Consider the following 13154-nt stretch of genomic DNA (forward strand, 5'->3'; position numbering starts at 1 on the left):
AGCAGGAGCTGTATCCTGCTTCATTTTTTAAATCCCCGAAATTTGTTGTGATTGTTAAGCAATGTAAAAATAATAAGAATAGCTAAAAATAAGAGAGGGCCTGCGATAATGAAAGGAACAAGCTGCATAAGAGATAAAATATAGAATAAAAAAGAAAACAAAAGAATCACAACCCCTAGAGTAATTCCAGCAATTTTCATAGTTAACACCTCTACTAAAAGCATAATTGGTTGTACTATATGAGTGAATCTGGCTGTTTATGAAGTTTTTTTTATAAAAAAGTGAATAAAATTGAAAAAAGGGGTTGCCAAAAGTCGACATAATTTGCTATAGTATTAATCGTGAAGTTTATCACAAAACAAACATATACCCCTTTGTTTGACCGTGAAAAATTTCTCCCATCCCCTTGTTGTCTTAAGACAAACGAAAAGACTTGGCGAAAGCCAAGTCTTTTTTGTGTAGTTGATGCTTAGGATAAGCATCAACATTTAATAATTAACAGCTCTTTTCAGTACTTCTCCAAAAGGTTCCATATTTGACAGGAACTCTTTCAACAACCTGCTGAAGCTGAAGTTTTTTCAATTCTTTTTCAGCCTCTTCTAATGATAAACCATACACAACTGCAACTTCTTTTGAAGCAACAAATTGAAAATAGCTTAAAAATGAACGAAGAGGCGGAAGACAAGCTGGATCTGGGTCAATTTCTAACATCTCTTTAATGATGTGTACATATGTTTCGTACGAATAGTATCCTGATATCTTAATGCCTTCTTCTTCAACTTTTTCGTTAAAGAACACAAGAGTTGGAATCTCATCGACATCCATTTCCGATGTGATTTTTAAATCACATTGAAAAGCCTTCGCAGCGTAATCTGAATGCAAATCTTTTACAAATTCATTAACATCTAGCCCCACATGTTTTGCACATTGTATTAAGACAGATTCTTCTGTAACATTTTGTTTTTCTAAAAATACTACTTCTTGAAGTCTTCTCAAAAAGCGAATGCCCTGTTTCTTTCCTTGCAGCCCGGCCGCTTTAATTGCAATTGATGCAGCGTAAGGAGTATCGATGGGGTTTTCAAGCCACAGGTTGCCGTCACATGACATGCCGGAGCGGCTTCCAGTTTTCTCCCACGATTTTGCAATATGTTCAAATCTCTGCTGTGCTCCAATATTTAATTGCTGCAAGTTTCCGCCAAGCACATGCTTGAGGGATAACAGCTGACCATATTCTATTTGTAACTTCTTTAGAATAGGCTCGAGTGCCCAGCACTCTGGACAAAGAGGGTCAACAAATACATAGATTTCAAGCGGTTTTTTATTTGAACCTTGACAAAGCTGATGCAAGGATGGGTATTGGCTGTTTAGATTACTCAATGTGAAAATCCTTTCTCATCTGTCTGTTCCGGTGAATTAATCATGTGTTGGGCAGTTAAAATAAGACGATGATAAAGTTCATCTCTCTCAGGGCCTTCTAAATTAATTTCGTCCATTGCTTCATGCATACACGTCAGCCAGGCTTTGGCTCTTGACGGTGTAATTTCAAAAGGAAGATGCCTAGCTCTCAGCATAGGGTGACCATGCTCTTCAGTGTATAGCGAAGGCCCTCCTAAATATTGTGTCAGAAATTGCTTTTGCTTTCGTGCTGTTTCTGTTAAATCATCAGGAAAAATTGGCGCGAGCTCAGGATGTTGTCCAACGCGTGTATAAAAAGCATCAACAAGTTTTGAAATCGTATGTTCACCGCCTAATAATTCGTAAGGGGAGTGGATTTTTTCTCTCATGTTGATAACTCCTTTGTTATAAGAAATATACGTCTTAACTCTTTGGTGTTTTTTACTTTCCTTAATTTTAGCAGTGTCATTTCGTTAACTCAAACTATCCGCTTACTTCTTCTACTGGAAAAGAGATAAAGTGGAATTTTACATAAGAAAAGTCTATGATGCTGTGGCGAATCACTTAGTATGAGAAACAAAGGAATCCTTTCACAAACGTTTCCTTCTATTTATATAGTGTAACCTCGACAAACTACAGTCATTCCATGGTCGAGTCGCGAATGATTGGACTCTTTTACACGAGATAAGAAGACATAATTTTATTTACATATTTTTGCGTTTCTTGAAAAGGAGGTACTCCGCCGTATTTATCGACATTACCAGGTCCAGCATTGTAGGCTGCCAACGCTAATTTCACGTTTCCGTCGTATTTATCTAACATTTGTCGAAGATATTTGGCTCCTCCAAATACATTTTGCTTGGAGTCATACGGATCTTCTACACCAAGAGCTTTAGCGGTTGCTGGCATTAGCTGCATAAGCCCAGCCGCTCCGACAGAACTTTTGGCAGAGGGATTAAAATTTGACTCTTGTTTAATAACAGAACGAATAAGTTTAGGATCCAGCTGGTAGCGTGCAGCTGCTTCATTAATTATCGTTTGTACATCCTGAGAACTGGCCTTTGCCGTTTCGTTTTTTTGTACAGGTAAGGTAGCAGTTGAAGCGGCTGCCTTATCTGAAGAAGAAACAGATGGCTGGGATTGCGTTTGAACCGCTGTAGCTGGAAACATCTGCGCTGCCTCCAAGTAAAGGTTGGTACTCATTTGAGGCTCTTGATTGACGTAGTCTTGAAAAAGCTGAGCAAATACAGAGAGTAAAGTTGTACCAAGCATCACGTTAGCTGTTGGCAGCTGGTTGTTAACTGAAAATGGCTGAGTTCCAGGAAATTGAACGGAAGACATGTAATGGTTAATATTCATGCTCATGAATTTACTCTCCATCCATTAACGTATACTTTCGCTTGTAAAACCGTCGAATTTTGTTTTCCGTTGGTTTCTTTTTAATATCAAGCTCCGTAAGCAATTGCTCAAAATATTTTGCCCCTTCATTGGCATCGGTTACTTCGTATTCGAGTTCATAGTCCTCAGCACCTAGATAAAAGCTATGATCGAGTACAAGTAACCCGTTCTTATATGGAATTTCTGCTCGACTTGTACGCAAAGTGCCAAAATAAGTTAGCGCATGGCTATCAACTTGTAAATCAGTAATAAGCTGTTGAATTGTTGACGGAATCTTGGCACTGCCATCTAGCAATTCTTTAGCTTGTTCATTTGTTAGTGCTTCATGTGTTTCTAAAAGACCCTCTTGATGAGGCTGTTTGAGCGTGAGAACGAACTTACCTTTTTTGCTTCGAATTCGCAGGGCAGCCCCGCAGTCTTTTAATGAGAAAGCAGGTGTATCAAAATAGTGGTTTTCTTGAGAAACAAACTGATCTTCAGTTAATTGAAAGTGTGAGCGGAGACGATCAAACTCTTCTTTCGTTACTATATTTTTAAATTCAATTTCAATTTCTTGTTTCAATGAAATCATCCTTTTAATTTAGGTCTTTTAGTAAGGCACTTTACATCTTAATTTATCACACTTTTTGAGACAGTAAAACTACATTTACTAACAGGAATATCCAGATGGGGAACTTGGAAAATGAAGAAATACGGATTGTTTAGGTTTTACCTTTATTAAACGTTCCTGGAATGTGTTAAAATAGTAACGAATTGTATAGTTGGAAGGAGTTTATTTATGCACAATCGAATTGACATCACTACCTGTGTGATGAAATCAAATGAATTACATTTAAAAGCAGACCCTATTGAGACGAAAATTGAACAATTGGAAGATACAAAACAAATGCTTGTTGACTCAGATAACATGTCATTTGTATATGTTGTAGATATTAATGATCAATTTATGTATGTTGGCCTTAGTGACAATATTTGGGCGAATTTAAAGCACGTCTTACATAAAGATATGAAAGTATTTTTAGAAATTAACAAGGAAGTAATTGAGCTATCAGCCGTTAAAGAAGAGCTGTCTTATCTCATCAGTAACATCGAAGGAAATGTGAATTATGGAGACGAGATGGTAGCAAGAGTAGAGGAAGTTTTTTTAGATAAAGAAAATAAGTAACAGAGAGAAAAGAGGGGGGTGTTATTAATGATCAGGCATTGGGATTTATTTTTAGCACCGTATAAACAAGCCGTTGAAGAACTTAAGGTGAAGTTAAAAGGAATTCGTTCACAGTATGATATGAAGTCTACGCATTCACCTATTGAGTTCGTGACGGGACGAGTAAAGCCTGTCGCCAGTATTTTGGATAAAGCGACTCGAAAAGGAATTTCTCTCGATCGCTTAGAGGAAGAGATGCAGGACATTGCGGGACTCCGTATGATGTGTCAATTTACGGACGATATTAAAGCGGTCGTAGAGCTCCTGCGTCAGCGAACAGACTTTGAATTGATTGAAGAAAGAGATTATATTCTTCATAAAAAAGAAAGCGGCTATCGTTCATATCATGTGGTCGTATGTTATCCTGTTCAAACAATTAAAGGTGAAAAGAAAATTTTAGTGGAAATTCAAATTCGTACACTGGCTATGAATTTTTGGGCTACAATTGAGCATTCTTTAAATTATAAGTACAGCGGGAAATTTCCTGAGAATATCAAAAAGCGACTTCAGCGTGCTTCTGAAGCGGCTACTCAGCTCGATGAAGAAATGTCTCAAATACGAGGTGAGATTCAAGAAGCTCAGGCTATTTTCTCACGAAAAAAAGAATCGGCGGAAGAATCTTAGTTATGACTCAGCAACAGCTTTGTACATTGGATGGATAGGGGGAGAGAATTAGGTGGAGAAAATAAAATTTGCTATTACATCAAAAGGCAACCAAATATCAAATACGCTTATGCAAAAAATGAAAACGTATTTATTAGATTTTCATTTAGAATATGATGAAAACCAGCCTGATATTGTAGTGTCAGTAGGAGGGGATGGAACGCTTCTCTATGCGTTTCACCGCTATCGAAACCGACTTGACAAGACGGCTTTTATTGGGGTTCATACCGGCCATTTAGGTTTTTACGCAGATTGGACACCTGATGAGATTGAGAAGCTGGTGATTGCTATTGCAAAGACACCCTATCAGATTGTAGAGTATCCACTGCTCGAAGTGATTATTCGCTACACAAACGGTGGACGCGAAGCTCGATACTTAGCGCTGAATGAATGTACGGTAAAAAGTGTAGAAGGTTCTTTAGTAATGGATGTGGAAATTAAAGGGCAGAGATTTGAGACATTCCGAGGAGACGGCCTTTGCGTATCCACTCCCTCGGGAAGTACAGCTTACAACAAATCCCTGGGAGGCGCGATTTTACATCCTTCGCTTCAAGCTATTCAAATTGCTGAAATGGCTTCTATTAACAATCGAGTGTTCCGTACGATAGGTTCTCCATTGGTTCTTCCTGGACATCATACAGCGCTGTTAAAGCCTGTCAACGACGCAGACTTCCAAATTACCATTGATCATTTAACTCTTTTACATAAAGATGTAAAGTCGATTCAATTTCGGGTAGCAAGCGAAAAAATTCGATTTGCTCGCTTTCGTGCGTTTCCTTTCTGGCAGCGTGTCAGAGACTCTTTTGTATGTGATGATTAAAGGCAGGGAAGAGAATGAAACAAGTTTTTACGTTGAGTTGGACCGTAGATCATTCTTTCGAGGGTGTAGCGGTTCGTGAATTTTTAAAAGAACATGATATTTCCAAAGCTTCTCTGACGGACATTAAGTTCAGAGGAGGAGCAATTGAAGTAAATGGGAAGCATGCAACGGTTCGATATATTCTGCAAAAAGGTGACGAAATCAAGGTGGCGTTTCCACCAGAAAAAGCAAGTGAAAGTCTTCTTCCTAAAGCTATACCTTTGGATATTGTATACGAAGATGAGTATATATTAGTTTTGAATAAGCAGCCAAACATGCCAAGTATACCTTCTCGAGAACATCTAACGTGGTCACTAAGTAATGCTGTGCTCTATTATTATGAGAAAAATAACATTAACTCGACTGTTCATCTTGTAAATAGGTTAGACCGAGACACATCTGGGCTGCTTATTGTTGCCAAACATAGGCATGTTCATTACTTATTCTCTAAAGCACAAAAAGAACATGAAATTAAACGCGTGTACCGAGCTTTTGTTCATGGTAAGCTTGTTGGCAAAGAAACGATAGAGGCACCGATTGGCCGAAAAGAGTCAAGTATCATCGAACGGGAAGTAAGAGAAGGTGGGCAATTTGCTATTACACACTATACGGCGCTTCGTCAGTATTCTTCTTTTACAGAAGTTGCTCTTTCGCTTGAGACGGGGAGAACTCACCAAATTCGTGTTCATATGGCTTATAAAGGATATCCACTGCTTGGAGATACCTTATATGGCGGAACGAATCATCTTATTTCTCGTCAAGCTCTTCACAGCTATGAACTCACTTTTTTTCATCCTTTTTTACAAAAAACGTTGTCTTTTACAGCACCTTTGCCGCCAGATATGCAGAAACTTCAAATCGTAAGATAAAAGTCGCTTTTTAAATGAAAAGCGACTTTCTTTTTACACGAAGTGATTAAATTTTTCCTCTACATAAGGCATAGATGAAGGCACTGATATAATATTCCTTTCAGGATACTGAAACGCCGTTAAAGCCCCTCCAAAAACTGCGCCTGTATCAATATTAATGGTATTATGAATTTTTCTAGCTTTTACTACGGGTGTATGCCCATACACGATAAACGGTTTTCCGTTATAATGTTGGGCCCAATCCCGTCGGACAGGCATGCCGTTTAGATGCTTTTCACCCGTAATGTCTCCGTATAGCACAAAGGTTTTTACTTTTTTATCCGTTCTGCCGATGTATTCAGCTTTAAGACCGGCGTGAGCAATAATTAATTGATTTTGATCAAGCTGCACATATAGAGGTGATTGCTCATAAAGCTCAATAAACTTTTTTTTAATGAATTTCTGTTCTCTTGAAGGCAAGGCTTCGTACTCAGCAACGGTCGTTTCTAACCCATGAGTAATTTGCACTTTGTTACCGCAAAAGAAGCGATATAGCTTATTACAGTGATTGCCTGGACAGTAGTAAGCTTGCTGATGCTTGATTACAAGTGACCATACGAGCTCAATCACTTTTAGTGAATGAGGTCCTCGGTCTGTTAAATCACCTACAAATCCAAGGCGCCGTCCGTCAGAGTGGACAGGAATCCCGTCTTGCCACTCATACCCAAGTTTTTCTGTTAACGCTTTTAATTCATCATAACATCCATGGATATCGCCTATTATATCTACTTTCATCTTTTATCCACATCCTTAAAAGGTTTTTCCTTTGACGATATAAAATTACCCTTATATGGAGCAAACTATGTGTAGAACTTATATATTATTGGGAAAAGAGTAAAGAGCTATGAGTTGAAAAAAAACAAAATTCATCATAAAGTTAAATGAGTTTTGTGCGACAGGGAGGTTGAAGACATGACAGATTCAATTGAAAAAGAAGAAAAAGCATGGTTCGCCGAACATTTATTATCACTTCTAGAAAAAAATGAAATCGATGCATTTCGTGAAGAATTTTTACATATGCATACGTATGACCAAGCTCAATTTTTTGAAGAATTAGATGAGCCTTCTAGGTTTGCGCTGTACGAGATGTTATCTCCGGAAGAAATGGCGGATATCTTTGAAAATGTAGAGATACGAGAAGAAGATTATCAAGAAATTCTCTCAGAAATGCATCCCAATTTTGCAGCAGACATGCTGTCGGAAATGTCGGCGGATGATGCCGTTGACGTATTAAATGAATTGGATAAAGAACAAGTGGCGAGCTATTTAACGATTATGGATGAAGAAGCAGCCGATGAAATTAAAGAGCTGCTTCATTACGAGGAATATACCGCTGGAAGTATTATGACGACTGAGTTTGTGGCCATTCGTGAAAATCAAACCGTACATTCAGCTATGCACATTCTACGCAGGGAAGCTCCAGAAGCGGAAACGATTTATTATGTATTTGTTATTGATGAACAAAAGCATCTAGCAGGTGTTATTTCTCTTCGTGATTTAATTATAGCAGATGAAGATACGATGATAAGCGAAGTTATGAATGAACGAGTTGTATCCGTGTCAGTAGCAGAAGACCAAGAAGAAGTTGCGCGCATTATGCGCGATTACAACTTTCTTGCGCTTCCAGTTGTTGATTTTCAGCAGCATCTTCTAGGGATTATTACGGTTGATGATGTGATGGATGTTCTTGATGAAGAGGCATCGGATGACTATTCTAAATTAGCCGGTATTAGTGATGTAGATGATACGATTGACCACAATCCCTTAGTAGCGGCCAAAAAGAGGCTGCCTTGGCTGATCATTTTGCTGTTTTTAGGAATGATGACAGCGAGTTTAATTGGACGTTTTGAAGATACGTTGAATCAAGTAGCTATTTTAGCTGTATTTATACCTTTAATTGGCGGTATGGCTGGTAATACAGGAACACAGGCACTAGCCGTTGCGGTTCGCGGACTGGCGACGGGAGAAATCGAAGAAGAAAGCAAATTTAAGCTGTTAATCCGAGAAGCAGCTACCGGAATGATTACGGGCGCATCATGTGGACTTTTAGTTGTATTAATTGTTTATATTTGGCAGGGAGATCTGATTTTAGGCGCTTTGGTAGGCGTCTCTGTATTTTCAACATTGATTGTGGCTACACTAGCAGGAGCGTTTATCCCGCTTCTCATGCACAGATTCAAAATTGACCCTGCAGTCGCATCAGGACCATTTATTACAACGATCAATGATCTTATCAGTATTTTAATTTACTTCGGTCTAGCCACAACATTTATGAGTTATTTAAAATAATGAAGGGACTTTGGAATTCGACATGAGTAATCATGTCGGATTTTCATTATCAGTTCATATAGTTGACAGAGAACCTTCAAGCTTTTATGATTAACCTTTAATTTTGAATACTAACGTCTTCGTTTTATAAATAGCGAAGGTAAAAGGAGGGGAATCTAATGGAACAGCACGCGTCCTTTACATCACTTGTTATCGTCATTAGTTTGGCCTTTTTAACGCCTATACTGTTGCATCGGTTTAAACTCAACATTATACCTGTAGTCGTAGCTGAAATTATTATGGGATTAATTATAGGGAAAAGTGGTTTTGACCTTGTGGAGCAGGATATGTGGCTTGAAACACTTTCCACTTTAGGCTTTATCTTTTTGATGTTTTTAAGTGGTTTGGAAATTGATTTTTCTGCTTTTGCTGGAGGAAATTCAAAAGACAAAAAGGCATCAGGAGCGAAGGTGCCAAATGCTTTTTCCATTTCTATACTAGTGTTTGCAGCTATCTTTGCGGTTTCACTATTTTTGTCCTATGTTTTTGTATGGACCGGTTTTATTGATAATGCCTTTTTGATGACGCTTATTATTTCTACCATTTCACTAGGAGTAGTAGTGCCGACTTTAAAAGATGCACAGATTATGAAAAAGCCAATTGGACAAACCATTTTATTGATTGCGGTTATTGCGGACTTAGTCACGATGATTTTACTAGCCGTATTTGCTTCCGTCTATGATAAATCAGGAAATAGCAATACATGGTTGATTTTAATTTTATTTGGAGTAGGAGTGATTTTATACTTCATAGGGAAGCAGTTTAAAAACCGATCGTTTCTTGAGACAATGTCTAAAGGTACAATTCAAATCGACACGCGCGCCGTATTTGCACTCATTATCATTCTAGTGGGCCTTTCGGAGTCAATTGGTGTTGAAAACATTTTAGGCGCTTTTTTAGCGGGATCACTCGTTTCGCTTCTTGCGCCTAATAAAAACTTAGTTCATAAATTAGATTCGTTTGGCTACGGTTTTTTAATTCCTATCTTTTTTGTGATGGTAGGAGTGAAGCTTGACGTTTGGTCATTGTTTAGTGATAAAAAAGTGCTGATTTTAATGCCTTTATTATTCATTGCATTATTAATATCCAAGCTAGTTCCAGCGTTAATCTTAAGAAAATGGTATGATATGAAAACCGTTTTGGCATCGGGTTTTCTTTTAACATCGACTTTATCACTCGTTATTGCGGCAGCAACGGTTGGTGAAAATATTGGTGTGATTGATTCACAAATGTCCGGTGCGCTGATTTTGGTGGCGATTATTACATGTATTATTACACCTATTATCTTTAGAAAGCTGTTTCCAAAGCCAGAAATCAGTGATAGAAAGCTGAAGGTTAATATGCTTGGTGCAAATCAATTTACACTCCCGGTTATTCGAGAAATGGATCTTGATTTATATGATGTGACGATTTATCATCCTACTCAGGACAAAATTGAAAACCGTACGTCGGATTCCATTTTTAATATCGTCGACATCGATGGATATAGTAAGGAAACGTTAAGAAGTATGGGGATTTTAGATGCGGATGTATTAGTTGTAACAACAGGGGAAGAAGAAAGAAATAGCGACATTGCTCTATTTGCAAAAGAGTATGGTACAGAACGGGTGATTGCCCGCGTAGAAAGTCCTGTCTTAGATGAAAAGATGAAAGAAAATAACATTGAAGTTTTTTCTGTGCTGTTATCTACAACGGCATTGCTAAAAGCTTTAATCGAATCGCCAAATATTTTAAATATCTTAACGAATCAAGAAACAGCACTTTATCAAATTAATATGCGTAACCCTAAATACGAGGGGGTAGAGCTTCGTAAGTTCCCGTTTACAGGAGATGTGATTTTTGTTCGAATCTTCAGAGGTAAAGATTCTATTGTACCTCATGGCGATACAGAGCTTGAATTTGATGATCGTTTGATTGTAACGGGGTCTCGTTCGTATGTGAATGAATTGCGTATGCTTCTTGAGTATAAAATTAGATAAAGGTATTTAGATGGATTTAGTTTTCTACCTGAATGAATGAGAGGAAGAGACTGAGACAAAAGTATTTTAGCTCAAGTGAAAAACGAACCACTGATCAACATGTTTGATTAGTGGTTCGTTTTTTTTGTTGTTTTGAAAATAAGTTTCATCTGTTTAGCTCTTTCTAGCAGTTGATTGGAGGGCAAGACGAAGACTCCTGCGGGAAAAGCGGAACAGATGAGACCCCGCAGGAGCGCAAGCGACGAGGAGGCTCATTGGCCGCCCGCGGAAAGCGAAGTCTTGCACGGAAATCAACGGCGGTGTAACAAGCGGGCAGCTCATGTATCCTATTTATGCGTCTTTAGATTGAATTAATTTAGTTATATCTCAACTTCTTTTGTGGTATTTTCCTAAATTATATAAAAAAGTATAGTGCTGCTTTTATTTCTAAAAAGGCTACTGCAAAAAAATAAACAAGTTTTTCCGTGTGCAAGCATACATTTTTAAAAGAACGATAACAAGCAATTGGAGGTATGCTTCATGACTAACTCAAAATCTAAGTCAGAAGAAAATGAGCCGCTAATGTACATTATCCAGCCAAACGCTACGCAAAACCAGCGTTCTATGCAATATTATTTTAGTTCAAAACAGCAAGACAATAAAGGAATAGAGAAAGAGCATGTGTTAAAAGAAGAGCCCAGCTTTTCTTCTATTCAAGAAGTCAAAGAGCCTGACGTAGAAAAATTGGAAGAGATTAAGAATGAAAAAAAGGAAGAGCGTTCAATTGTTCCCGTGGATATACCGCAATCAGAGAATAAAAAGCCAAATAAAATGTTTCAGTCTATGACGATTAAAGAAAAAGTTGAATTTCTATGCAGCTTCCCGCCTCATATGTCTCAGCCAATTTGTGAAATTACGTGCCAAAATCAAAAATATATAGGAACAATTTTAGAATTAAAAGAAGGAAGTTTATACGTAAGCGTTCCTCCTAATAAAGAGAAAACAGTATTGACATTTCATGATATTCAAACCATATCTATCGTTAAAATTTAAGTAATTTTAAAAGCTAACAGTGAAAAAGCACGTTAGCTTTTATTTTCATAAGTTTGTGAATGTACGGAGGAATGAAGATGACATGGATTTATCTAACGCTATTTATCTTTGCAACGTTTCGACTTACTCGTCTAATTGTTTTTGATAAAATTACGGCTTTTATTCGGAAGCCGTTTCACAAAATTGTAGAAGATCAAGATGAACAAGGAAATACAGTAACGTACCTAGAGATAAAAGGGAAGGGGCTGCAAAGGTGGATTGGAGAACTGCTCAGCTGCTATTGGTGTACAGGCATATGGTGTGCAGTAGGGATTTATTTTAGTTATGTAGCGGTTCCACATATTGCTATTCCCATTATTACGATCTTAGCTATTGCAGGGTGTGCAGGAATTATAGAATCTTTTATGAAATAAATGGACGAGTTAAAAGACATATTGATCGTCAATATGTCTTTTAATGATTAAGGGAAATTTAGCACAACTTTATTTAAAAAAGGAATACCTTCCTGCCACTCTTCACTATAGAAAAAGCCTTCTAGAATAAACGAAGTCGTATCAGTGGAGAGAGGAATGACTACTTGAAAAGAGTCAAATAGTAATTTGCCTTTGGGCTTTAATACTGTTTGCTTAATGGGTTTAATCCAATATTCACCGTCATTTTGAATTTTTTCGTTCCATTTTGGATGAGCGTAGCGCCATTCTAAAGAAGAAGAGGGGATACTAGAAGCTTCAATATCTTTTTCATCAATGATCTTCCCGCTTAACATAGCAGAAGCAGTAGGCTTCATTTTTAAGCAAAGTGTTGGAGAGTATAAAGTACTGCTCGTTTGATTTTGAATAATTACGTTGCCGAACATCATCAGCTCGCTTTCATCTTGTTCTGGCAGCAGTATGGAATGTTGGAAGAAACAGAGGATATCGCTTTTTTCGAACCTTTCTATGGGTTTTTCTACAATCTTTTCAATTACTTTCTCCACGATTTTTTCTTCAATAACGGGCTGTTTCCTTGAAGCTTTTTCTCGAAACGCTTCGGCAATAATTTTTTGTTCGGAAAGCTCGTTTCTCAGTAGATCCAGTTCTTTTTCTAATTCTTCAATTTCTACTTCTTTTTCAGATGTAGAAAGCGTCTCAGCGTGTTTCTTTTTCCAAAACGATGTATTTTCTTTTTCTCGCTCTAAAGCTCGTTCATAGCTTTTTAGTTGGTTTTGCACGTTTCGAATTTCTGATTTATAGTGTATGAGCTTTTGTTTTAATTGAGTTAGATCATCTTTAGGGGAAGGGGAGTTACGACTCATCTAGTAGTCTCCTTTCCTGCTGAGCTATAAATTAACCTGGTCGTTAGAGCTGCCCATAGCAGTTTTATTTATATGTATGCAGAAAGCGCGTAAA

15 protein-coding genes are annotated in these 13154 nt (G+C 37.7%); 9 read left to right on the forward strand and 6 right to left on the reverse strand.

Features of this window, described 5'->3' with window-relative positions; all coding sequences use genetic code 11:
* Window positions 1-495: 495 nt before the first annotated feature.
* From ACH0CI_RS22465 to ACH0CI_RS22480, 4 genes are all read right to left on the reverse strand, one after another.
* Window positions 496-1347, reverse strand: coding sequence for a ClpXP adapter SpxH family protein (locus ACH0CI_RS22465; RefSeq protein WP_028412354.1), 852 nt, complete (start codon window positions 1345-1347; stop codon window positions 496-498).
* A 26-nt stretch (window positions 1348-1373) separates the two neighbouring features.
* Window positions 1374-1784, reverse strand: coding sequence for a globin domain-containing protein (locus ACH0CI_RS22470; protein WP_013055433.1), 411 nt, complete (start codon window positions 1782-1784; stop codon window positions 1374-1376).
* A 286-nt stretch (window positions 1785-2070) separates the two neighbouring features.
* Window positions 2071-2760, reverse strand: coding sequence for a lytic transglycosylase domain-containing protein (locus ACH0CI_RS22475; protein ID WP_406902288.1), 690 nt, complete (start codon window positions 2758-2760; stop codon window positions 2071-2073).
* Window positions 2761-2764: 4 nt separating this feature from the next.
* Window positions 2765-3355, reverse strand: coding sequence for a CYTH domain-containing protein (locus tag ACH0CI_RS22480; protein ID WP_406902289.1), 591 nt, complete (start codon window positions 3353-3355; stop codon window positions 2765-2767).
* Between the two features lie 216 nt (window positions 3356-3571).
* Between ACH0CI_RS22480 and ACH0CI_RS22485 the strand changes: the two genes are divergently transcribed.
* The 4 genes from ACH0CI_RS22485 (at window position 3572) to ACH0CI_RS22500 (ending at window position 6388) form a co-directional block, all read left to right on the forward strand.
* Entirely contained in the window at window positions 3572-3958 is a 387-nt protein-coding gene (locus ACH0CI_RS22485; RefSeq protein WP_028407485.1) for a UPF0738 family protein, read from the forward strand.
* 27 nt (window positions 3959-3985) lie between these two features.
* A complete protein-coding gene (gene yjbM / locus ACH0CI_RS22490; RefSeq protein WP_028407486.1) occupies window positions 3986-4621 on the forward strand; it encodes a GTP diphosphokinase in 636 nt (211 codons plus the stop codon).
* Window positions 4622-4682: 61 nt separating this feature from the next.
* On the forward strand, window positions 4683-5480 hold the full coding sequence (locus ACH0CI_RS22495; RefSeq protein WP_406902313.1) for an NAD kinase: 798 nt from the start codon (window positions 4683-4685) through the stop codon (window positions 5478-5480).
* A gap of 14 nt (window positions 5481-5494) precedes the next feature.
* Window positions 5495-6388: an RluA family pseudouridine synthase gene (locus ACH0CI_RS22500; protein WP_406902290.1), complete on the forward strand. Its 894-nt coding sequence runs from the start codon at window positions 5495-5497 to the stop codon at window positions 6386-6388.
* Between the two features lie 33 nt (window positions 6389-6421).
* Here the strand turns inward: ACH0CI_RS22500 and prpE are convergent, their stop codons facing one another.
* Window positions 6422-7162, reverse strand: coding sequence for a bis(5'-nucleosyl)-tetraphosphatase PrpE (gene prpE, locus ACH0CI_RS22505; RefSeq protein WP_025749875.1), 741 nt, complete (start codon window positions 7160-7162; stop codon window positions 6422-6424).
* A gap of 177 nt (window positions 7163-7339) precedes the next feature.
* Between prpE and mgtE the strand changes: the two genes are divergently transcribed.
* The 5 genes from mgtE (at window position 7340) to ACH0CI_RS22530 (ending at window position 12179) form a co-directional block, all read left to right on the forward strand.
* Window positions 7340-8716: a magnesium transporter gene (gene mgtE / locus ACH0CI_RS22510; RefSeq protein ID WP_014461563.1), complete on the forward strand. Its 1377-nt coding sequence runs from the start codon at window positions 7340-7342 to the stop codon at window positions 8714-8716.
* Between the two features lie 158 nt (window positions 8717-8874).
* Window positions 8875-10734, forward strand: a complete 1860-nt coding sequence (locus tag ACH0CI_RS22515) for a monovalent cation:proton antiporter family protein (protein WP_028412348.1) — start codon at window positions 8875-8877, stop codon at window positions 10732-10734.
* Between the two features lie 170 nt (window positions 10735-10904).
* Window positions 10905-11039, forward strand: coding sequence for a hypothetical protein (locus ACH0CI_RS22520; RefSeq protein ID WP_255219837.1), 135 nt, complete (start codon window positions 10905-10907; stop codon window positions 11037-11039).
* A 214-nt stretch (window positions 11040-11253) separates the two neighbouring features.
* The gene (locus tag ACH0CI_RS22525) at window positions 11254-11766 is read left to right on the forward strand and encodes a CotO family spore coat protein (protein WP_406902291.1); all 513 of its coding nucleotides are present in this window, start codon (window positions 11254-11256) and stop codon (window positions 11764-11766) included.
* 77 nt (window positions 11767-11843) lie between these two features.
* Window positions 11844-12179, forward strand: coding sequence for a DUF1360 domain-containing protein (locus ACH0CI_RS22530; protein ID WP_033578057.1), 336 nt, complete (start codon window positions 11844-11846; stop codon window positions 12177-12179).
* Between the two features lie 47 nt (window positions 12180-12226).
* Here ACH0CI_RS22530 and ACH0CI_RS22535 read toward each other — a convergent pair whose 3' ends face one another.
* A complete protein-coding gene (locus tag ACH0CI_RS22535; RefSeq protein WP_115653073.1) occupies window positions 12227-13060 on the reverse strand; it encodes a hypothetical protein in 834 nt (277 codons plus the stop codon).
* Window positions 13061-13154 lie beyond the last annotated feature (94 nt).

It is taken from the genome of Priestia sp. 179-F W1.4 NHS (assembly GCF_045369295.1).
Classification (GTDB): Bacteria; Bacillota; Bacilli; order Bacillales; family Bacillaceae_H; genus Priestia; species Priestia zanthoxyli.

Excerpts from the sequence above, each read along its gene's own strand:
- ACH0CI_RS22470 (WP_013055433.1), bottom strand. The coding sequence starts at position 1,784 with ATGAGAGAAAAAATCCACTCCCCTTACGAATTATTAGGCGGTGAACAT.
- ACH0CI_RS22475 (WP_406902288.1), bottom strand. The coding sequence starts at position 2,760 with ATGAGCATGAATATTAACCATTACATGTCTTCCGTTCAATTTCCTGGA.
- ACH0CI_RS22485 (WP_028407485.1), top strand. The coding sequence starts at position 3,572 with ATGCACAATCGAATTGACATCACTACCTGTGTGATGAAATCAAATGAA.
- yjbM (WP_028407486.1), top strand. The coding sequence starts at position 3,986 with ATGATCAGGCATTGGGATTTATTTTTAGCACCGTATAAACAAGCCGTT.
- ACH0CI_RS22500 (WP_406902290.1), top strand. The coding sequence starts at position 5,495 with ATGAAACAAGTTTTTACGTTGAGTTGGACCGTAGATCATTCTTTCGAG.
- prpE (WP_025749875.1), bottom strand. The coding sequence starts at position 7,162 with ATGAAAGTAGATATAATAGGCGATATCCATGGATGTTATGATGAATTA.
- mgtE (WP_014461563.1), top strand. The coding sequence starts at position 7,340 with ATGACAGATTCAATTGAAAAAGAAGAAAAAGCATGGTTCGCCGAACAT.
- ACH0CI_RS22515 (WP_028412348.1), top strand. The coding sequence starts at position 8,875 with ATGGAACAGCACGCGTCCTTTACATCACTTGTTATCGTCATTAGTTTG.
- ACH0CI_RS22525 (WP_406902291.1), top strand. The coding sequence starts at position 11,254 with ATGACTAACTCAAAATCTAAGTCAGAAGAAAATGAGCCGCTAATGTAC.
- ACH0CI_RS22530 (WP_033578057.1), top strand. The coding sequence starts at position 11,844 with ATGACATGGATTTATCTAACGCTATTTATCTTTGCAACGTTTCGACTT.
- ACH0CI_RS22535 (WP_115653073.1), bottom strand. The coding sequence starts at position 13,060 with ATGAGTCGTAACTCCCCTTCCCCTAAAGATGATCTAACTCAATTAAAA.